This is a genomic window from Rhodocyclus tenuis (assembly GCF_014197755.1).
In the GTDB taxonomy this organism is placed as follows: domain Bacteria; phylum Pseudomonadota; class Gammaproteobacteria; order Burkholderiales; family Rhodocyclaceae; genus Rhodocyclus; species Rhodocyclus tenuis.
Genome location: NZ_JACIGE010000012.1, coordinates 1 through 19,263 on the forward strand (window position 1 = coordinate 1; position 19,263 = coordinate 19,263).

General features: G+C 65.3%; 17 protein-coding genes and 1 pseudogene. 11 read left to right on the plus strand and 7 right to left on the minus strand.

Features of this window, described 5'->3' with window-relative positions:
• The first annotated feature begins 100 nt into the window (after positions 1-100).
• Complete coding sequence (locus GGD90_RS14580) at positions 101-2,854, plus strand: Ig-like domain-containing protein (RefSeq protein WP_153114822.1); 2,754 nt, start codon at positions 101-103, stop codon at positions 2,852-2,854.
• A 67-nt stretch (positions 2,855-2,921) separates the two neighbouring features.
• Here GGD90_RS14580 and GGD90_RS14585 read toward each other — a convergent pair whose 3' ends face one another.
• Entirely contained in the window at positions 2,922-3,350 is a 429-nt protein-coding gene (locus GGD90_RS14585) for a YqaA family protein (RefSeq protein ID WP_153114821.1), read from the minus strand.
• A 1-nt stretch (position 3,351) separates the two neighbouring features.
• On the opposite strand from GGD90_RS14585, the gene ilvA reads away from it, so the two are divergent.
• The 7 genes from ilvA to lipA all read left to right on the plus strand — a co-directional run bounded on the left by ilvA (position 3,352) and on the right by lipA (position 10,441).
• A complete protein-coding gene (gene ilvA, locus GGD90_RS14590) occupies positions 3,352-4,902 on the plus strand; it encodes a threonine ammonia-lyase, biosynthetic (RefSeq protein ID WP_228273597.1) in 1,551 nt (516 codons plus the stop codon).
• A 12-nt stretch (positions 4,903-4,914) separates the two neighbouring features.
• The gene (locus GGD90_RS14595; protein ID WP_153114819.1) at positions 4,915-6,153 is read left to right on the plus strand and encodes a MalY/PatB family protein; all 1,239 of its coding nucleotides are present in this window, start codon (positions 4,915-4,917) and stop codon (positions 6,151-6,153) included.
• A gap of 32 nt (positions 6,154-6,185) precedes the next feature.
• Positions 6,186-7,337, plus strand: coding sequence for a D-alanyl-D-alanine carboxypeptidase family protein (locus GGD90_RS14600; RefSeq protein WP_153114818.1), 1,152 nt, complete (start codon positions 6,186-6,188; stop codon positions 7,335-7,337).
• Positions 7,338-7,373: 36 nt separating this feature from the next.
• On the plus strand, positions 7,374-8,234 hold the full coding sequence (locus GGD90_RS14605; RefSeq protein WP_153114817.1) for a D-amino acid aminotransferase: 861 nt from the start codon (positions 7,374-7,376) through the stop codon (positions 8,232-8,234).
• On the plus strand, positions 8,227-8,538 hold the full coding sequence (locus GGD90_RS14610; protein ID WP_153114816.1) for a YbeD family protein: 312 nt from the start codon (positions 8,227-8,229) through the stop codon (positions 8,536-8,538). The genes GGD90_RS14605 and GGD90_RS14610 overlap by 8 nt, the downstream gene beginning before the upstream one ends.
• 170 nt (positions 8,539-8,708) lie before the next feature.
• Positions 8,709-9,401 carry a lipoyl(octanoyl) transferase LipB gene (gene lipB / locus GGD90_RS14615; protein WP_153114851.1) on the plus strand — a complete coding sequence of 231 codons (693 nt, stop codon included), beginning with the start codon at positions 8,709-8,711 and terminating at the stop codon, positions 9,399-9,401.
• Complete coding sequence (gene lipA / locus GGD90_RS14620; RefSeq protein WP_153114815.1) at positions 9,386-10,441, plus strand: lipoyl synthase; 1,056 nt, start codon at positions 9,386-9,388, stop codon at positions 10,439-10,441. The genes lipB and lipA overlap by 16 nt, the downstream gene beginning before the upstream one ends.
• 179 nt (positions 10,442-10,620) lie before the next feature.
• Here lipA and GGD90_RS18105 read toward each other — a convergent pair.
• Positions 10,621-10,749, minus strand: a pseudogene (locus GGD90_RS18105) (IS3 family transposase); the annotation flags it as partial.
• A gap of 380 nt (positions 10,750-11,129) precedes the next feature.
• Between GGD90_RS18105 and GGD90_RS14630 the strand changes: the two are divergent.
• Positions 11,130-12,257 (plus strand): GGDEF domain-containing protein, encoded by a 1,128-nt coding sequence (locus tag GGD90_RS14630; protein ID WP_153114814.1) that lies wholly within the window; start codon positions 11,130-11,132, stop codon positions 12,255-12,257.
• Positions 12,258-12,367: 110 nt separating this feature from the next.
• Here the strand turns inward: GGD90_RS14630 and GGD90_RS14635 are convergent, their stop codons facing one another.
• From GGD90_RS14635 to GGD90_RS14655, 5 genes are all read right to left on the minus strand, one after another.
• Positions 12,368-13,771, minus strand: a complete 1,404-nt coding sequence (locus GGD90_RS14635) for a 4Fe-4S binding protein (RefSeq protein WP_228273594.1) — start codon at positions 13,769-13,771, stop codon at positions 12,368-12,370.
• Between the two features lie 206 nt (positions 13,772-13,977).
• Positions 13,978-14,778, minus strand: coding sequence for an FTR1 family iron permease (locus GGD90_RS14640; protein ID WP_153114813.1), 801 nt, complete (start codon positions 14,776-14,778; stop codon positions 13,978-13,980).
• Between the two features lie 77 nt (positions 14,779-14,855).
• Entirely contained in the window at positions 14,856-15,215 is a 360-nt protein-coding gene (locus GGD90_RS14645; RefSeq protein ID WP_153114812.1) for a cupredoxin domain-containing protein, read from the minus strand.
• A gap of 17 nt (positions 15,216-15,232) precedes the next feature.
• Positions 15,233-16,816, minus strand: coding sequence for a carbohydrate porin (locus GGD90_RS14650; RefSeq protein WP_153114811.1), 1,584 nt, complete (start codon positions 16,814-16,816; stop codon positions 15,233-15,235).
• Positions 16,817-16,819: 3 nt separating this feature from the next.
• The gene (locus GGD90_RS14655) at positions 16,820-17,371 is read right to left on the minus strand and encodes an iron transporter (protein WP_153114810.1); all 552 of its coding nucleotides are present in this window, start codon (positions 17,369-17,371) and stop codon (positions 16,820-16,822) included.
• A gap of 346 nt (positions 17,372-17,717) precedes the next feature.
• Between GGD90_RS14655 and GGD90_RS14660 the strand changes: the two genes are divergently transcribed.
• Both GGD90_RS14660 and GGD90_RS14665 read left to right on the plus strand, forming a co-directional pair.
• Complete coding sequence (locus GGD90_RS14660) at positions 17,718-18,389, plus strand: glutathione S-transferase family protein (RefSeq protein ID WP_153114809.1); 672 nt, start codon at positions 17,718-17,720, stop codon at positions 18,387-18,389.
• Positions 18,390-18,508: 119 nt separating this feature from the next.
• The gene (locus GGD90_RS14665) at positions 18,509-19,231 is read left to right on the plus strand and encodes a DUF4197 domain-containing protein (protein ID WP_153114808.1); all 723 of its coding nucleotides are present in this window, start codon (positions 18,509-18,511) and stop codon (positions 19,229-19,231) included.
• The last annotated feature ends 32 nt before the right edge of the window (positions 19,232-19,263 follow it).

Sequence of the window (19,263 nt, forward strand, 5' to 3'; positions counted from 1 at the left end):
GCTTCGCTGAATCGACTCTTCCTCATGACTTCCTCTCTTCAAGGAAGCCATCCTCTCAAGTTTCGGATGGTCCGAAAATCCCCGGGCAGGTCAGACCTTCGTGGACCTGGTGCGCATCGTCGAAGCCATACCGCTTGCCGCGTATGACTTCCCGGTCAACCCGCCGGGCGAACCGCTACAGATCGGCGGCGGCGCCGCGGCGCCGACGCAAACACCGATGAATTACCAGCCGGAAGCCGGAGAAACGACCATTGCGGTCAACGAGGACGGGCTCAAGGGAGGAAACCCTGGAGGCGTTGGCGATCTCATCAACGTCGGTGCCTCGACATCGGGTACGCTGCCCTTCTCGTTTGGTGGCGACGGCGCCGCAGCGACCGGCGCGCTGGTGTGGACGGGCCTGTCCGGGGCGCTGACCTCTCAGGGCCATAGCCTGTCGACGGCGATCAGCGCTGATGGCCAGACGCTCACCGCGTACTACTTGGCCAAAGGAGAAGGGGGCAACTTCCGTGTCACGGTGTTCGAAGCCGAGATCACCGATCCGGCGACCGGCGCCTATACGGTGACCCTGTTCCGCCCGGTTGACCATGCGGCCGGCGGTCAGGAGAACGACCTCTTCGTCAGCCTCGGCTTCCAGGTCAAGGATGCGACAGGCGACACGAAGCCGGGCAGCGTCAGCGTGCTGATCGATGACGACACGCCGGAGGTGGCGGCCGACAGCGGCAGCGTCGGCGAAGGCGCAAAACTGGAAGTCACGGCGACGAACGGCGTGCTGGCGAACGACGCCTCGGGCGCCGACGGCTGGGCGGCGAGCGGCGCGGTGGTGGGTGTGGCCAAGGGCAACAACACCGCCGTTGACACCGACAACGCCACGACCGTCGGCCAGGCGATCGTCGGCCAGTACGGCACGCTGACCCTCAACGCCGACGGCAGCTACAGCTATCAGTCGAACGCCAACGCGGTCAGCGCGGACGCGCAGGACGTTTTTGTCTACACCGTCAAGGACGGTGACGGCGACCTCAAGTCGACGACGCTGACGATCAACGTCAAGGACGCCTCGGTTGCGCCGGTGGCGACCGAGGGCACGGTGTCGGAAGCAGGCCTCGACGGCGGAGTCGGTCAGGCGCCGGGAACGGCGGCGTCGGGCGACAGCGAAAAGATCACTGGCGATCTGCCCGACCAACCGGGCTATACCATTCAAAGCAGCAGCGGCACGACGGCGCACGGCAGCTGGAGTGTCGACGGTGCGACGGGCAAGTACAGCTACACGCTGACGAAGAGCACGACGGACATTACCGGACAGCCGGAGAAGGACAGCTTCACCTACACGGCGAAGGACGCTAACGGCAACACGGTGACGAACACCGTGACCATCTCCATCGTCGACGACGCGCCGAGCATCGATATCTCGGGCAAGGTCACCTACACGCTGACGGTGGAGAATATCCCCGGCGCCCAAGCCAACTTCCACAACAGCTACGGCTATTACGTGAAGAACGCCGACGGCACGCCGAAGGAAGGCGTGATCATCTGGGCCGACGTCAAGACCTCGGTCGGGACGAGTCTCGAGATTCCCTATAGCCCGGACCAGATCGGCTTCTTCATCATCCCGGATGGCGCATCCTTGAATTCCTCACTCAAATCGGGCGATGCGGTCACTTTCGTCGAGGTGTCGCCCGGGCAGTGGCAGGCCAAGCTGGGCGACCAGCTGCTGGTGGGTCATACCCACGATTCGTTCAACGGCGTGCCGTTCTCGACCAACATCCTGTTCGATGATGGCCGTCTCAATGCCGACGGCACGAATCATGTGAAGGACAATCTGACGGTCGATGGCAACCAGAACTGGGAAGACACGATCGTTCCCGACTGGCAGGACTTCGACGACATCAACATCAACGTCAGCTTCACCAGCAACCTGCCTTCGCTGGTGACCGAAAACATCGACGTCGGCGGCGGCCGGACCGATTCCGCCGCCGCGTCGTTCGCTGGCTTGTTCTCCTCCATGGGCAAGACCGGCGCTGACGGCCAGGGCAGCCTGACGACGACGTACGCCCTGGCGACGGTCGCCGGCACCGATTCCGGGCTTGATGTCGGCGGGGCGAGCGTGCTGCTCTTCCAGGACGCCAACGGCGACGTAGTCGGGCGCGTCGGCGGCGCCGGCGGTGCTGAGGTGCTGCGCATTCACGTCGCCACCGACGGCACGGTGACGTTGACGCAGAGCCTCGACATCGACAGTTCGGCGTCGGCACTGACGATTCTCAAGTCGGGTTCGGTCTCGCTCACAGCGACGGCGACCATCGTCGACGGCGACGGCGATCCCGCCATTGATCATCAGGCTCTCGACATCAGCTACGCCTTCCAGTTCGTGACCGCCGACGTGGGCAGCGCGCCCGTGGTCGCCGCGTCGATTCACGGCACGCTTTTCGTCGGCGATGATGGCGACAACGCCTTCACCGGCGGTGCCGGCAACGATGTGCTGATCGGCGGTATCGGCAACGACACGCTCAACGGTGGCGCGGGCAACGACGTGCTGCGCGGCGGCGCCGGCAACGACGTACTTACGGGCGGGACCGGCGCCGACGTGTTCAAGTGGAGCCTTGCCGATTTCGGCTCCGGCAGCGCCGTGTCGTCGGACGTCGTCAAGGACTTCGTCGCTGGCGATACGCTCGATATCGGCGATCTGCTGAGCGGTCCGGGAACGCAGCTCCAGGTCACCGTTGCCGGGGCGAATACGAGCATTCACGTAACCAATACGGCGGGGCTCGATCAGACCATCCTGCTCGAAAACTATCACGACGCCTCGGCCGACCTCATCAAGGCCGGTCTGGAGCACAGCGCCAAGTTCTCCGCCGGTTAAGGGCGGGCGGCGCCAGCCAAGGGCGGCGGGGGGCGAACCCCGCCGTTTTTTGTGGGGGCGCGTCGTTCTAGGCGGAAAGTAGTGCCCCCTGCGCCACCACCCAGTAACGTGCGCCCTTGCCGACGGCCATGAATACCACGCACGGCAGCCAGTGCAGCCGCAGCCAGCCGGCCGTAACGCACAGCGCGTCACCGACGAGCGGCGCCCAGGCGAGCAGCAATATCGGCGCGCCCCAGCGCCGCACGCGTTCGAGCTGCGGCAGCGCTTCCAGACGCTGCCATTTCGGCAGCCAGCGGCCGCAGGCCCACGAGACCATGCCGCCGAGCGTGTTGCCGAGCGTTGCCAGCAGCAAGGCGCTCGACAACTGCTCGGGATAGGCGCGCAGCAGCGCGAACAGTACGGCCTCGGAACCGCCCGGCAGCAGGGTTGCGCCGAGGAAACTGGCGAGGAAAAGGCCGCCAAGGCTGGCGTCGGCGGAAAGGTTGAACCAGTCCAAGGTGCTAGAATTCCCTTCTGTTGATTCGAAGAAGCGCCCAATGCACCCGGATTATCTGGAAAAAATCCTCAACGCGCAGGTTTACGACGTCGCCATCGAAACGCCGCTGGACCTGGCAAGCAGCCTTTCCGCACGTGTCGGCAACCGCATCCTGATCAAGCGCGAGGACATGCAGCCGGTGTTCTCCTTCAAGCTGCGCGGTGCCTACAACAAGATCGCCAGACTCTCGCCCGAAAAGCTCAAGCGCGGCGTCATCTGCGCCTCGGCCGGCAACCACGCGCAAGGCGTCGCGCTGTCGGCGGCGAAGATCGGCTGTCGCGCGGTGATCGTCATGCCGACGACGACGCCGGCGATCAAGGTCGACGCGGTGCGCAGCCGCGGCGGCGAGGTCGTCCTGGTCGGCGATTCCTTCGACGAGGCCTGCGCGCATGCGGTCGAACTGGAAAAGAAGGAAAAGCTGACCTTCGTGCACCCCTTCGACGATCCCGACGTGATCGCCGGTCAGGGCACCATCGGCATGGAAATCCTGCGTCAGCACGCCAAGCCGATCCACGCCGTGTTCGTCGCCATCGGTGGCGGCGGTCTGGCCGCGGGGGTCGGCGCCTACATCAAGCGCGTGCGCCCGGACGTTCGCGTCATCGGCGTCGAAACCTTCGACGCCGACGCCATGGCGCAATCGCTCGCTGCCGGCAAGCGCGTGCGTCTCGAACAGGTTGGCCTGTTCGCCGACGGCACGGCGGTCAAGCTGGTCGGCGAGGAGACCTTCCGCATCTGCCGCGAGGTGATCGACGAGGTCGTGCGCGTCGATACCGACGCCATCTGCGCTGCGATCAAGGACGTGTTCGAGGACACGCGCTCGATCCTCGAACCTTCGGGCGCACTGGCGATCGCCGGCGCCAAGGAATACGCCAAGCGCCACAAGCTCAAGGACAAGACGCTGGTCGCCATTGCCTCCGGCGCCAACACCAACTTCGACCGCCTGCGCTTCGTCGCCGAGCGCGCCGAAATCGGCGAGCAGCGCGAGGCCGTTCTGGCCGTGACGCTGCCCGAGAAGCCCGGCAGCTACAAGAAGTTCCTGTCGCTGATCGGCAAGCGCAACATCACCGAATTCAACTACCGCTACAACGACGCGCGTGCAGCGCACGTCTATGTCGGCATGCAGGTCGCTTCGCGCGCCGAGTCGCTCAAGCTGGTCGAACAGCTGAGCAAGCACGGCTACGCCACGCTCGACCTGACCGACGACGAAATGGCCAAGCTGCATGTGCGCCACATGGTCGGCGGGCACGCGCCGCAGATCGACAACGAGCTCGTCTATCGCTTCGAATTCCCCGAGCGCCCGGGCGCGCTGATGAATTTCCTCAACCAGATGAGCGCCGGCTGGAACATCAGCCTGTTCCATTATCGCAACCACGGCGCCGACTACGGCCGCGTGCTGGTCGGCATGCAGGTGCCGCCGGCCGAGATGGGCGAGTTCCAGGCTTTCCTCAAGGGCCTCGGCTACGCGCACTGGAACGAGACGGAAAACCCCGCCTACCGGCTTTTCCTCGGCTGAAGCGAAATGGCGATGAACGAAACCAATTCCGCAAGGGCGGCGGCTTCGACGCCGCTGACTGCCAGTCCGCTTGGTAGCGGCGCGGCGAAAGCCACGAGTTCTTTCGATTTCGACCGCATCATCGAACGCCGCGACGGCGATTCGCTCAAGTGGAACCGCTACGCTGGCCGCGATGTTCTGCCGCTGTGGGTGGCCGACATGGATTTCGCGACGCCGCCGGCAGTGCTCGCGGCGGTGCGCGAGCGCGTCGAGCACGGCATCCTCGGCTACGCGGTGCCGACGCCGGACGTGGTCGCCGCCGTCGTCGGCCATCTCGAGCGTCAATACGGCTGGCAGGTCGATCCGGAATGGATCGTCTGGCTGCCGGGTCTGGTCACCGGCCTCAACGTCGCCTGTCGCGCCGTCGACGGTGGCGTGCTGACGGCGACGCCGGTCTATCCGCCTTTCCTCTCGGCGCCCAAGCTCTCCGGCCGGGCGCTGACGACGGTGCCGCTGATCGAGGTGAATGGCCGCTGGCAGTTCGATTTTCCGGCGCTTGCCGCCGCCTGCGCTGGCGACAAGGCACCGGCGCTGCTGCTGCTCTGTCACCCGCACAACCCGGTTGGCCGCGCCTGGGACGAGGACGAACTCGCGCAGCTCGCCGATTTCTGCCGCTGCCACGACCTGATCGTCTGTTCCGACGAAATCCACTGCGACCTGATCCTCGACACGCAGCGCCGCCACCAGCCCTTCGCCTGCATCGACGAAGACGCCGCGGCGCGCAGCATCACGCTGATGGCGCCGTCGAAAACCTACAACATCCCCGGCCTCGGCTGCGCCTGGGCGGTCATTTCCGATCCCGAACTGCGCCGTCGCTTCAGCGGCGTGATGAACGGCATCGTGCCGCACGTGAATGTGCTCGGCTACGCCGCCTGCGCGGCGGCGCTGAACGATTGCGAAGACTGGCGGCTGGCGCTGATCGACTATCTGCGCGGCAACCGCGACCGCGTCGAGGCGGCGGTGGCGGCGATGCCCGGCGTGTCGATGACGCATATCGAAGCCGGCTACCTCGCCTGGATCGACGCGCGCGCGTTGAATGTTGCCAATCCGGCGGCATTCTTCGAAGCGGCCGGCGTCGGCCTCAACAACGGCGCCGATTTCGGCCTGCCCGGCTGGGTGCGCCTCAATTACGGCTGCCCGCGCGCGACGCTCGACGCCGCGCTGGCACGCATGGACGCCGCCTGCCGCGAGGCGGCGCAGGCTTCGCGGTAGTCCGCGGCAAACCGTCTTTCCCGGAAATTTTCATGTCCCGATTTAGTCGTTTTTTCACCGGCCTTCTCAGCGTCGTGCTGCTGGCCGCCACTCCCATCTTTGCCTCGGCCCAGCAACAGCCGCCGGCACCGGCGCTGGCCGCCAAGTCCTGGTTGCTGATCGAAGCGGGTTCCGGGCAGACGCTGGCGGCGCAGGCCGCCGACGAGCGTCTAGAACCGGCATCGCTGACCAAGCTGATGACCGCTTATCTCACTTTTGCCGCGCTCAAACAGGGCGTGCTCAAGCGCGACCAGTCGCTGATCGTTTCCGAAAAAGCCTGGCGCGCGCCGGGTTCGCGCATGTTCATCCAGGTCGGCAAGCCGGTTGCCGTCGAAGACCTGATCAAGGGAATGATCGTGCAGTCGGGCAATGACGCGACCACCGCGCTGGCCGAGGCGATCGGCAGCAGCGAGGAGCAGTTCGCGCAGATGATGAACCGCGAAGCGCAGCGCCTCGGCATGAAGGCAACCAGCTTCCGCAACGCCACCGGCCTGCCTGACCCGCAGCATTACACGACGGCGCGCGATCTGGCGACGCTGGCCATGGCGCTGATCCGCGACTTCCCCGACGACTACGCGCGCTACTACTCGATCAAGGAATTCCGCTACAACAACATCACGCAGCCCAACCGCAACCGCCTGCTGTGGATGGACCCGGGCGTCGACGGCATGAAGACCGGTCATACCGACGCCGCCGGCTATTGCCTGATCGCCTCGGCCAAGCGCGGTCCACGCCGTCTGCTCTCGGTTGTTCTCGGCACCGAGTCCGACGCGATGCGTGCGCAGGAGTCGCTCAAGCTGCTCAACTTCGGCTTCCAGTATTTCGATGCCGTGCAGCTCTACGCGAAAAACCAGCCGGTATCCCGGCTGAAGGTATGGAAGGGCAGCGAAGCCACCGTCGCCGCGGGCTTCGCGAACGATTTCATCGTCGCCGTGCCGAAGGGCTACGCCGGCCGCGTCAAGGCCGAGCTGGTTTCGCAGCAACCGCTGCTGGCGCCGGTGTCGGCCGGGCAGATCGTCGGCAAGCTGCGCGTCAGCGTCGACGGCAAACCCTGGGGCGAATACCCGGTGCCGGCGCTGAGCGCAGTACCGACCGCTGGCGCTTTGGGCCGGATGGTCGATACGGTTCGCTTGTGGTTCAACTGATTCGAAACTGATTGGCTTGAGTTTCCGGGGTTGGCGATGACGGTCTATCTGAACGGAGAGTTCCTGCCGCTGGCCGAGGCGAAGATTTCGCCGCTCGACCGCGGTTTCCTCTTCGGCGACGGCGTCTACGAGGTGATCCCGGTCTATTCGCGCCGGCCGTTCCGCCTCGACGAACATCTGGCGCGCCTGCAGAACACGCTCGACGGCATCCGCCTCGCCAATCCGCTGTCGCCCGAGGGCTGGCGCGCTGTGCTGGCGCGGCTGGTGGCCGAGGCCGAGAGCGACGACCAGTCGGTGCTGCTGCAGGTGACGCGCGGCGCCGACAGCAAGCGCGACCACGCTTTTCCGCGTGGTGTACCGCCGACCGTCTTCGCTTTTTCGTCGCCGCTGGTGACGCCGGGCGAGGTCGTGCGTGCTGCCGGCATCAGCGCGATCAGCGTTCCCGACCCACGCTGGAAACGCTGCGACCTGAAGGTGATTTCGCTGCTGGCCAACGTGCTGGCGCGGCAGCAGGCGGTCGACGCCGGCTGCGTCGAAACGATCCTGCTGCGCGACGGGTTGCTCAGCGAGGGCGCCGCGTCGAACATCTTCGTCGTCCACGACGGTGTGCTGCTGGCACCGCCGAAAGACTGGCGCATGCTGCCGGGCGTCACCTACGACGTGGTACTCGAACTCGCCGCGCGCCACGGCATGCCGTATCAGGTGCGCGACATTGCCGAGAGCGAAGTACGCAGCGCCGATGAACTGTGGATGACGTCGTCGACCAAGGAGGTATTGCCGATCGTCACGCTCGACGGGCAGCCGGTCGGCAGTGGCCGGCCGGGGCCGGCGGCGGCGCAGATGTACGCGTGGTATGCCGCCTTTCGCGACGAGGTAATGAGGAAAGCCGATGACTGAACCTGTTTCCGCGCCACCGGGCGCTCCTGCCGGCAAGGGCGACAGTGCAGATGCGCTGTTCAACTTCCCCTGCGCCTTTCCGCTGAAGATCATGGGCCGTGCCGACGCGGCGCTGGCGCAGGAGGTGTTCACCGTCGTCGTCCGCCACGATCCGGGCTTCGACGGCGCCAGCATGGAAATGCGCGCCTCCAGCGGCGGCAAGTACGTCAGCCTGACATGCACGATCACCGCCGTATCGCGGCCGCAGCTCGACGCGCTGTATCGCGAGCTGAGCGCGCATCCGCTGGTCAAGGTGGTGCTGTGAGCGCGCGCAGGCTGCTTCGCCCGGAATCGTTCCGGTTGGCGCTTGCTGTCCGCGGCCTTCGCTGATCCGCGTTCTGCCGACGCTGCTGCCGAGCACTTCCGGTGAGTGGATCAAACCCCCTCGTCCTGCGCGATCTGGGCCGCGTCGACTACGAGCCGACCTGGCGGGCGATGGTCGACTTCACCGCCGCGCGCGACGAGAGCACGCCTGACGAACTCTGGCTGTGCGAGCACCCGCCGGTGTTCACGCTCGGTCAGGCCGGGCGGCGCGAACACCTGCTCGCCGACATCGGCGTGCCGCTCGTTGCCATCGACCGCGGTGGCCAGATCACCTACCACGGTCCCGGACAGGTCGTCGTCTATGTGCTCGTCGACCTCAGCCGCCGCCGGCTGAAAGTGCGCGAACTGGTGTCGCGCATCGAACAGGCGGTGATCGATCTGCTCGCCGCGCACGGCGTCGCCGCCGGGCGCATCGACGGCGCGCCGGGCGTTTACGTCGGCAACCGCTCTGCTGCAGCGCTGGCCGGCAAGGCAGCGCCCGGCGAAATGTCCGGAGAAGCGTCCATAGAAGCGCGACCGGCGAAAATCGCCGCGCTTGGCCTGCGCATCCGCAACGGGCGCAGCTATCACGGCGTCTCGCTCAACGTCGATATGGATCTTTCGCCGTTCGCCGCGATCAATCCCTGTGGCTACGCCGGACTGGCGGTGACGCAGACGCGCGATCTTGCCCTGGCGCTGACGCCGCCGGCCGCCGGCGCGGCGCTGCTGCGCCATCTGGCCGAACAACTGAAGCAGCACGCTGCCGACGCGCCACCCGGCGCCGCGGCGGCAGGAAAGGAAGAGCAAGCATGTCAGCACCCGTGAGCGAAACCCTGAACCCGGCCGGGCAGTCGTCCGCCGCCCTGCCGCCCGAGGCGAGTAACGTTGGCGCCGCCGAGCAGGCATCCGGCCGCGCGCGGCTGGTCGCCGGCGAAAAGCAGAAGGGCGAGGCGAAGACAGCGCGCATTCCGATCAAGGTCGTCGCCGCCGAGCCGCTGCGCAAGCCGTCGTGGATTCGCGTCAAGGTCGGCGGTTCCGATGCCGGGCGCTTCGCCGAGATCAAGCGCCTGCTGCGCGAGCAGCATCTGCATACCGTCTGCGAGGAAGCCTCGTGCCCGAACATCGGCGAATGCTTCGGTCGTGGCACCGCCACCTTCATGATCCTCGGCGACCTGTGCACGCGCCGCTGCCCGTTCTGCGACGTCGGCCACGGCAAGCCGCTGCCGCCCGACCCCGCCGAGCCGGCGAAGATCGCCGCCAGCGTCGCCGCGCTGAAGCTGCGCTACGTCGTCATCACCAGCGTCGACCGCGACGACCTGCGCGACGGCGGCGCCGCGCACTTCGTCGAAGTGATCCGCGCCATCCGCGCCGCGTCGCCATCAACGGTGATCGAAACGCTGGTTCCCGATTTCCGCGGCCGTATGGACGTCGCGCTCGACGTGCTCTGCGCCGATCCGCCCGACGTGCTCAACCACAACCTCGAAACCGTTCCGCGGCTCTACAAGCAGGCGCGCCCCGGCGCCGACTACGCGCACTCGCTGGCGCTGCTCAAGGCGTTCAAGGCGCGCTGCCCGACGGTTGCGACCAAGTCCGGGCTGATGGTTGGTCTGGGCGAAACCGACGAGGAAATCCTCGAGGTACTCGCCGACCTGCGCCGGCACGATACCGAAATGCTCACCATCGGCCAGTACCTGGCGCCCTCGGCGCACCACCTGCCGGTGACGCGCTACGTCCATCCCGAAGTCTTCGTCGATTACCAGCGCGCCGCGCTGAAGCTGGGTTTCACCGCCGCTGCCTGCGGCCCGCTGATCCGTTCCAGCTACTGGGCGGACAAGCAGGCGGATGCGGCCGGCGTGGTGTTGTGAACTCTAGCGATAATCTGGAATAAACATCGCTCTGCTGGAAAGCACATCGATGTTTTGGAAGTGCCTGGTTTCACGCGCCTGCTGGCGTGAGGTAGGTCGTCAATCGCCGAGTGCAACGGCTTATGCGGCCATCTGTTTTCCATAGTACTGCGGGCTGAAAGCGGCGGGTGCGCGATAGCCAAGTCCTTGATGCCGGCAAGATAGAGCCAGCCTTCGTCCGTGGCGGCGTAGGTAATATCGGTCACCCAGGCGCGATTCGGCGCCGCTACGGCGAACTGCCGATCCAGAAGATTGGGCGCTAGCGGCAGCACATCGCGCCTACCGGGTGCTGCTGTCGCAATTCTTCAATTCGGGCGTATTTCACCGCGACTCCTTCGCAAAATACGCTGCACTTTCTTTAGCAGCTCACGCTTCCGTTTCATTTCCGCCAATTCCTTGCGCAAACGAGCCTGCCCGATTTCCGTCTCCGTCGCTACGCGCTGCCCTTGCCCGACCGTTTCACCGCATTCGCCCGAAATTCCGGCGTGTAAACCCCTTTCGGCATCGGTTCCGTTTCTTACATTCTACGAAACGTTGGACTCCAGCTTTTGCAAGCTACCTCAGTTCTGTTCCCGCCTTGGCTCCTTGAGTTTGCAGCAGGCAGGGGATTAAATAGGCGGATCGCCATTTGCCACCGGATCGGATTGTCATGCCGGCATCGCCGTTCGCATGTTTGCTGTTTGGCCGCGCCGAGTTTCACGAAAGTGAAGAGTACCAGGCGTTCCAGTTCAAGCTGCTGGCGATAGTCCTGGTCTCGGGTGCGCTGTTCACCGCCTTGTTCCTGCTGGGGGAGTTCAGCAGGATCAATCCCCTGAGCGGGAGCCCCCATCTCTATTCGATGAGCGCATTCACGGCGGCAGCCTTGATCCTCTGGGGGCTGCTGCGTGGGCACAAGGAGCGTTTCCTCTGGATTGCCTGGAGCTATGAATGCGCCTGTCTGCTGGAGTACGTCTCGGCACTTGCCTTCGTGCCGCAAGATGAGCTGCGCGTACTCTGGTTCTTCACAAACATTCCCGGCGTCTACATTCTGCTCGGCCAGCGGGCAGGGGCAGCGATCACCACCCTGAGCGTCGTCGGCCTCGCTTTCGGCAACGCCTCTCTGTCAGCACCCTATTCACCCAATGGACTGGCGACACTGATCGTCGCACTCGTGTATCAGGGGGTTTTCTTCCACATCTACGGGAATCGCTCTCTTTCCTACTTCGCGCGGATGCGCGCGTCTCACGAGAAGCTGCACCATATGGCGACCCACGACACCCTGACCGGCGTGATGAACGCCCGTGCCTATTACTCTGCCTGCGAGCACATGATTTTGTTAGGGCGTCGGCACGGTACGCCTTTCTCGGTGCTGTTTGTCGACCTGGACCACTTCAAGTCGGTCAACGACATGCATGGTCATGCGGCGGGCGATGCGGTGCTCAAGGCGGTGGCCGGTGCCCTGCGCACTTCCATACGCACCAGCGATGCCCTGGGCCGGGTCGGCGGTGAGGAATTCTCGATCTTTCTGCCGGATACGGATTTGCCCGGGGCGCTGCAGCTTGCCGAGACGATCAGGCGGGGCATCGAGCAACTCATGCCAGTGATCGAAAGCGGGCCGCTGCGGATAAGCGCCAGTATCGGCGTGGCGGAGTGCCGCGACCGCGGGCAGAGCATGCAGGAAATCCAGCGCCAGGCGGATGCAGCGATGTATGCGGCCAAGCAGCAGGGACGCAATCGGGTATCTTCGCTGTCGCCGCAAAAGTCGGCAGTCGAACCGGCAGGAGCGATTGCGCTTTGATGGAAACGATGCGTGGGAGTCAGCGAGGCCAGCAAAAGCTAGCCTCAGAGCTTGTTCAGGAGTACGTGAAATCTGGCGGGCCGCGCGGCGGCGCCCGCGTGCGGCGCAAGCTACCAGACGAAAAACACTTGATGCCAGACCTTGACCATGATCGCCACCGGCAGGCTCAGGCAGGCGAGGGCGGCCAGCCGCCGCGGCAGGCTGGCGTCGGCCTGCCGGACGAGGCCTAGCGCGAGCCACAGCGCGCCGCCGGCGCCGAGCGCCAGCAGCGCGATACGCACGTCGGCCACCCAGCCGAGCGGCAGGTGTTCGGCTTTCAGGTGCGTCAGCGTCATCATCGACAGGCCGAGGAAGACGCTGATACCGCCGAGCGGCGCCAGCGCCATGGCGAGGCGTTGCCAGCGCAGGCGCTCGTCGCGCAGGATTGCCGCCGCCAGCAGCGGTCCCAGCGTCAGTGCGCAACCGAGCGCAAAACCGCCGCCGACGATGTAGGTGAGCACTACGCCGCCGTCGAGCCAGGTGAAGGTGTCGCTGGCTTCCGGGTAATGCGTGAGCAACCACCACGGCGCGTTGTCCTGCAGCAGCGCGAACGAGTCGCGCTCGATCAGCCAGTCGGCGGCAGCCAGCTTGGCCTGCACGAACCACGGACTGACCGTCCATTGGAAGGCCGCCGTCGCCAGACCGAGAATGCCGAAGAGCAGGGTCAGCGCTTCGGCGGTGCTGACGCGCGCGCGGGTATCGACGATCTCGGCGCCGGGCAGGCGCGCCGTCAGCTGCACTGCATCGCGATGGCCGGCGCAGCGGCCGCAGGCGTGGCATTCGGAGGCGCTGCTCATGCGCCGGATGTCGACCAGCGGCGCGCAATTGACCGGCTGGATCGGGATCGTTCGCCGGGCTTCCTCCTCTTCCCATTTCTCGCGGTCGACGCGGTAATGCAAGGGCGCCACCTTGGCGAGAATGGCGAAAACGCCCGAGGCCGGGCACAGGTAGCGGCACCAGATGCGCTTGCCGCGACCGTAGATCAGGCCGACGGCGATGGCGGCGACGCTCGAACCGCCGAGCACCAGCAGCGCCGCCTGCGGGTATTCGTAAACGCTGACCAACTGGCCATAGACGGTGGTGCACACGAAGGCGACCAGTGGCCAGCCGGCCCATTTCAGCCAGCGCGGCACCGGCTTGCCCAGCCCGCGGTGACTGACCCATTCGGTGAGCGAGCCCTCGGGGCAGAACAGGCCGCACCAGACGCGGCCGAGCGTCAGCGTGGCGATCATCACCCCCGGCCACCACACGCCCCAGAACAGGAACTGCGCGAACAGGCGCAGGTTGTCCCACAGATGCGCGTCTTCCGGCGGCAGCGGCTGGAATACCGGAATGATCACCAGCGCCATGTAGAAAACGACGACGAACCACTGCACGCCGATGACGACGCGGCGATGCCGCGCCAGCGCCAGGCCGATCGCGGCGATCGCTCCGCGCCAGCCGGTGCTCGCTCCGGCGGATCTTGTCGCCGACAAGGAGGGCGGGGCGGCCGACAGGGCAGGTGGTTGAATGGTTTGCGAGCAGACTCCGCTCGTGTCCCGGGAGTCGGCGCTGTCAGCGGCGGTCGCGCCGGCAGTTGCAAGCGACGCGGGAGCCGCTGTCGCCAGCGGCTCCCGTCGCAGGGGAATGAGCTCCGCGGAACGTGCCGCGTCCGCGCCTGCCCGGCGCAGTAGCGAGGGCTTCATCGCGCCAGCCTCGCCTTCAGCGTCAGCACCGCTCCCCAGTAGCCGAGGTAGGCGAGCAGCAGCATCAGCGAGGGCTGTGCGCGATAGCCGACGAGGCTGGCGAGCAGCGAGCCGCCGGCGGTGGTGTCGTCGATCAGTGCCGAGCTGTCCCACAGCGGTTCGGCCAGCGGCGGCAGCCAGCCCATGCCGATCAGGCGTTCGACGCCGGCGACCAGCAGCGCGGCGGCGAAGACGAGCAGCAGCACGCCGCTGATCTGGAAGAAGCGGCGCGGATCGAGGAAGCGCAGGCCGCGCGCTGTCGCCCACGCCGTTGCCAGCGCCAGCACGAAACCGGCGGCGGCGCCGATCGCCAGCGCCGAGCCGTCGCCCTGCTCGAGGCCGAGGCCGTAGAGGAAGATCACCGTCTCGGCACCTTCGCGGGCGATCGCCAGCGCACTGATCACGGCGATGCCGATCCAGCTGCCGCGTTCGGTGGCGCTGGCCAGCCCGGCTTCGAGCTGGCCCTTGAGGTGCCGGCCATGCTTGGCCATCCACAGCACCATCTGCGTGATCAGGCCGGCGGCGACGAAGAGGATCGCCGTCTGGAACCACTCCAGCGCTTCGCCCGAGAGCTCGTCCTGCACGGTCAGCATCGCCCAGCCGAGCAGCAGCGCCAGCCCGATACCGCTGCCGACGCCAAGCCACAGCGCGCGCAGGCCGCCGGGAGCGGCGTTCTGCTTCAACCAGGCGTAGAGAATGCCGACGACCAACATGGCTTCGACGCTCTCGCGCCAGACGACGAACAATGCATTACCCATCTGTGAACCTTTCGAGCTTTGGCTGGCTGTATCTGCTGGCTATTTCACGAATCACCGGACGCGAACGACCGGACGCGCTAGCGGGCGACGATCCGGCCTTGCGCGGTCTCCGGATGGAAGTCGCCGAAGAACTTGTAGCTGCCCGGTTTCAGCGGCTGGAAGATGAGGAAGCTCGAGGCGCCCGGGCCGAGCACCTTCTCCTTCTTCAGTTCGATGCTTTCGAACTCTTCCGCCCCCGGTCCCTCGTTCTTGATCAGCAGGCGGAATTTCGTTCCGGCCGGCACTTCGAGCGTTTCGGGAACGAAGTGGCCGGCCTTGATCAACAGGTTGAAGGTCGGCAAATCGTCGGCATGCACCGGCGCCAGCGCTGCAAACAGCAGCAGTCCGGCGAGAAGTACCGGGCGGTTGAGGGCATGCAGCGCGTGGCGCACGGTCATGGCTGTTCCTTTCGCGATCAGAAGGCGAGTTGTGCGCGCAGACCGAAGATCTTCACCGCGGAAGCGTCCGGGTTGGCGCCGAGCTTGGCCATGTATTGCAGGTTCGGCGACAACTCGAACTGCTTGGTGATGCGGTAGCGGTAGTAGAGCTCGGCGATGCGCTCCGCACCCTGCGGGTTATAGGTGAAGCAGTTGATCGGGTCGCCATTGCTGTCGGTAGCCAGGCATCCTTCACCACCAGCGGAGCGATATTCATCACTGGCATGCAGGCTTGCATAAGCGACGCCAAGTGAGTCACCACCGCGCGACCAGTACGAGCCATTCAGTTCGCTACCGACGGTCAAGGCCCGGTCAAAGCGTACCGCGCCACTGATCTGCTGACCGTAACGCGTGAATAGCGTGATTCCGTCACCGACCCGCTGGTCCGCGGAAAAGCCCCAGCCGGAATGCTTGCTAACGTTTTCGGCGGCGCCGAAGTCGATTCCCTTGCTGCGATGCCAAGCGTAGACACGGTAATTGCCAGCAAGGCCGTCGAAGAGTCGAATGGTCTTTTCCGCTTGCGCCATCAGCAGCGGCGAGGTCAGGCTGCGCTGGTAGTTCGACCCCTTCGGTCCGGAACCAAAGACGCCGAACGACAGGCGCCAAGGTTCCGGCTTGTTGAATTCGTTGAGGTAGGAGGCAACGAAGCCCGGCTGGAAGCCGTTGGCGTCGACGCCGATCTGGCCACCGGCGTCGAGCAGCGGGTTGTGCACGAAGACCGAGTTGAGGAACTGGCGCGCCTCGTCGCCGGCGGCAACGTTCTGGTCGAAGAAGCCGAACAGGTCCATCTTGCCGAAGGTGATCTCGAGCTTTTCGCGCGAGCGCGGCTTGAAGCCGCCGAAGGGCAGCGGAATGCTCGCCTGATACCAGGCTTGGCCGAGAATCGCGACCGAGTCATCGGGGCTGGCGCCGCTCGCACGGAAGGCGACTGCGTTGGGAGCCGAACCAAAAGCTCCCTGGTTCGTCAGAGGAGCGTTCAGACCCTGACCCTGACCAATACGGACGTGCGCGAAGACGCGTTGGTCGATGTCGGCAATCGGATCAAGCGGCAATTCGACGGTAACGTCGGCGCGGTAGTTGAGCTGACTGCCGGCGTCCTGGGTCCCTGAACGAAGGCCACTCGCGTGTTGCGCGACAGTGGTCAGGCTCATGCCGGCCTTGATGCCGTCGAGCGCATCGACTTTCTTCGCCGCCTTTTTCATCGACAGCGCATCCATTTCGATGGCCTTCAGGCGGTAGGTCAGTTCCGGCTCGTTTTCGCTGACGTTGGCACTATTCAGGCCGTCTTCGACCCGCGCCTGCGATTCCTCAAGCGTTTTCACGCGTTTTTCGAGTGCCGGTGCTGCTGCCTGTGCGTTCGCCTTGATCTGCCTTTCCAGTTCGGCGTTGCGCTTTTCGAGCTGCTCCAGACGCGCGTTCATCTTTTCCAGCAGACGCAGCGTTTCGTCCTTGGCCGGCGCGGCGGTGGCGGAAACTGCGGGAAGCGCGAGCGCGGCGGCGCAGGCCAGCGCCAGGGGGCGCAGTTTCTGCCGCAGTTGCGGCAGGTGGGCGGGGGCTTTCATCGCTCAGTACCCGCCCTTTTTACCGATGCCGACGAAGGTGAACTCGTTTTCGACTTCGAAAGGCTTGAACCAGGGACGAACGCCGGTCAGGCGGTCGGTGTGCCGACCGAAGTGGCCCTGCGTATTGGCCGAGGGCGGCAGGATCGTGTACTTGACGAGATACTTGCCCGGTCCGAACAGCTTGATGTTGTCGCCGTAGTGCGGACCGTCGTTGGCGACCATCGGCATGAATTCGCCGCTGACCTTCTGCGTCGTGCCGATCTTGGTGACTTCGTACTTGACGACGAGGTAGGGAATCCAGGCGCCTTCCTCGAAACCGTTCGGATTGTTGCCGAGCGCCTTGATGTCCGCCTCGATGTGGATATCCGACTCTTCCACCTTCTTCATCATGCCTTCCGGCTCCATCGTGATCGCCTGCAGATAGACGGCGGCGATCTCCATGCCGTTTCGTTGCTGCGGTGTGCCGATCGGGTATTCGACGGCGATGGCGGCGGTGGAAGTCAGCATGGCAAGCGAGATTGCCGATGCGGCAAAGAGGTTTTTCAGCACGGTCATGAGGAAGCTCCAGAGAGGTTGAATGCGGATCGAAATCGGTCGGTACAGCCGAACTTATAACTGTAACAATAGTCGTTCTCACTATATATGCGAATGAGTATCGTTTGAAGAGGTTTGTTGCTGCGCTGCCGCGCGCTGTGGTGAAACTGCAACAGGCTCTGCCGCAGGGCGATGGCGCGCTTTGTTGCGCGGCAACAGTGCAAGCTCCGCGAGCGGACGCGGTGAACCCGCCGTGCGTCGTGCTGTCTCAGCCCGGACATTCCCGTCAGTGCCGGTCGCTCGCAGTTGCTGCGGCAGGGCACGAACCGAAACCGGGATCCACGTCCCGAACCACGCAAGGAGCCCCATGCTTACCGTTCATCACCTCGCCAACTCACGCTCGCAGCGCGTCCTCTGGCTGCTCGAAGAGCTTGCCGTCCCTTACGAAGTGAAGCGCTACGAGCGCGATCCGCAGACCATGCTGGCGCCGGAGGCCTTGCGCCGGGTGCATCCGCTCGGCAAATCGCCGGTGATTACCGATGGCGAGCTGACCATCGCCGAATCGGGCGCGATCATCGAATATCTGGTCGAGCGCTACGGCGATGGCCGCCTGATTCCGCCGCCGGGAACGCAGGAACGCTTGCGCTATCGCTACTGGCTGCACTACGCCGAAGGCTCGGCAATGCCGCCACTGGTGCTGAAGCTCGTCTTCGATCGCATCGAGAAGGCGCCGATGCCTTTCTTCGTGCGTCCGGTGGCGCGCGGCATCGCCGCCGAGGTGAAGAAATCCTTCATCCTGCCCGACATCAATCGCCACCTCGACTACATGGAAAGCGAGCTGCGCAAGGCGCCGTGGTTTGCCGGGACCGAGTTCACCGCTGCCGACGTGCAGATGAGCTTCCCGCTCGAAGCGGCCCATTGGCGCGGTGTGCTCGACGACAGCCGGCCGCTGCTCAGCGATTTTCTCGGCCGCATCCATGCCCGGCCGGCCTACCGGCGTGCGCTGGAGCGTGGCGGCGCCTACGATCTGGTCGATTGAAGCGGGGTTGGCGGCCGCCTGCGCGCTTGCCGGAAGTGCGCATTGCCGCCCCGGCGGCAGCGGCATAAGCTGGCGGCTGGTCCGCCGATTTCCTTTGTCATCGCCGTTGAGGAGCTGCCATGCCGCGTTATTCAGCCTTGCTTCACCGTGTCGCGGGCGCCTGTGCGCTCGTTTTCGCCTTGCTCGGGCCGATTGCCGTGGCACCGGCGCAGGCCGTCGGCCTGGGCGATCTGACGTCCAAGGAAAGTGCTTCCGGTCTGAAGGAGGCGCTCAGTCGTGGCGCCGAGCTTGCCGTCGGCCAGCTCGGCAAGCGCGACGGCTTTCTTGGCGACAGTCGCGTGAAGATTCCGCTGCCCGACGGCTTGCGCCAGGTGGAGGGCGGCATGCGTGCTTTCGGCATGGGCAAGCAGGCCGACGAGCTGGTCGAGACGATGAACCGCGCCGCCGAGTCGGCCGTCAGCGAAGCGAAACCGATCCTGCTCAACGCGGTGAAGAGCATGAGCTTCGACGACGCCAAGGGCATTCTCGCCGGTGGCGACGACGCGGCGACGCAGTACTTTCGCCGCACCACCGCTTCGCCGATCGGCACGAAATTCCTGCCCATCGTCAAGAAAGCGACCGCGCGCCTCAAGCTCGCCGAGCAGTACGACCGCTATGCCGGCAAGGCGGCGCGCTTCGGGCTGGTCGACGAGAAGGACGCCAACCTTGACGCTTACGTCACGCGCAAGGCGCTCGACGGCCTCTATCTGATGATCGCCGAGCAGGAGAAGGCGATCCGCAAGGACCCGGTCGGTACCGGTTCGAATTTGCTCTCGAAGGTGTTCGGCGCCGTCGGCAATTGATTTGAGCGGCGGTGGCGAGACGTTTGCCGCCA

Coding starts and splice junctions, on each gene's coding strand:
- GGD90_RS14595 (WP_153114819.1), top strand. CDS start 4,915: ATGAACGAAACCAATTCCGCAAGGGCGGCGGCTTCGACGCCGCTGACT.
- lipB (WP_153114851.1), top strand. CDS start 8,709: ATGGTCGACTTCACCGCCGCGCGCGACGAGAGCACGCCTGACGAACTC.
- GGD90_RS14640 (WP_153114813.1), bottom strand. CDS start 14,778: ATGGGTAATGCATTGTTCGTCGTCTGGCGCGAGAGCGTCGAAGCCATG.
- GGD90_RS14605 (WP_153114817.1), top strand. CDS start 7,374: ATGACGGTCTATCTGAACGGAGAGTTCCTGCCGCTGGCCGAGGCGAAG.
- GGD90_RS14610 (WP_153114816.1), top strand. CDS start 8,227: ATGACTGAACCTGTTTCCGCGCCACCGGGCGCTCCTGCCGGCAAGGGC.
- lipA (WP_153114815.1), top strand. CDS start 9,386: ATGTCAGCACCCGTGAGCGAAACCCTGAACCCGGCCGGGCAGTCGTCC.
- GGD90_RS14665 (WP_153114808.1), top strand. CDS start 18,509: ATGCCGCGTTATTCAGCCTTGCTTCACCGTGTCGCGGGCGCCTGTGCG.
- GGD90_RS14600 (WP_153114818.1), top strand. CDS start 6,186: ATGTCCCGATTTAGTCGTTTTTTCACCGGCCTTCTCAGCGTCGTGCTG.
- GGD90_RS14655 (WP_153114810.1), bottom strand. CDS start 17,371: ATGACCGTGCTGAAAAACCTCTTTGCCGCATCGGCAATCTCGCTTGCC.
- GGD90_RS14630 (WP_153114814.1), top strand. CDS start 11,130: ATGCCGGCATCGCCGTTCGCATGTTTGCTGTTTGGCCGCGCCGAGTTT.
- GGD90_RS14650 (WP_153114811.1), bottom strand. CDS start 16,816: ATGAAAGCCCCCGCCCACCTGCCGCAACTGCGGCAGAAACTGCGCCCC.
- GGD90_RS14660 (WP_153114809.1), top strand. CDS start 17,718: ATGCTTACCGTTCATCACCTCGCCAACTCACGCTCGCAGCGCGTCCTC.
- GGD90_RS14645 (WP_153114812.1), bottom strand. CDS start 15,215: ATGACCGTGCGCCACGCGCTGCATGCCCTCAACCGCCCGGTACTTCTC.